General features: G+C 72.8%; 1 pseudogene. It reads right to left on the bottom strand.

Features of this window, described 5'->3' with window-relative positions:
• Positions 1-404: pseudogene (locus tag AC5RUJ_RS18555) on the bottom strand (hypothetical protein); the annotation flags it as partial.

Here is a 404-nt window from a genome sequence, read left to right as displayed (position 1 = left end):
TTGCGGCGGTGTTCGTCGGCTGTGAGCGGGACGGCGCCGTCGAACATCTCCGCCGCCGCGCGGCTGCGGGCGTTGCGCCGGGGCTTGATCAGCCACACGGCCGCGCCGATCAGCAGCAGGGCGGCCAGGACCAGGACCAGCGTGCCGAGATTGGGGCTGAAGCCATTGAGTTGGGCGACCAGCCCGGCCAGCCAGTCGAGGATGGCCTGCAGCACCGATTCCAAGACCCCGGGCCGGGCATCCTGGTACTCCTCCTTGGCCAGTTCGCGGACGAGCAGTTCGCGCGCCTCTTCCGGCCCCGGCTCCACCGGGACCTCGAAGGGGACAGCTGCGGAACCCGGTGCCACTGCCGCGATGCCCGGGGCGTGCACGGTCACGTCGGCCAGGGGCCGGCCGGCCCGGGA

The sequence above is a fragment of the Arthrobacter sp. Y3223164 genome (genome assembly GCF_059091005.1).
The sequence above is the reverse complement of the archived record's forward strand: the minus strand, read 5'-3'. Positions and strand labels throughout refer to the sequence as shown.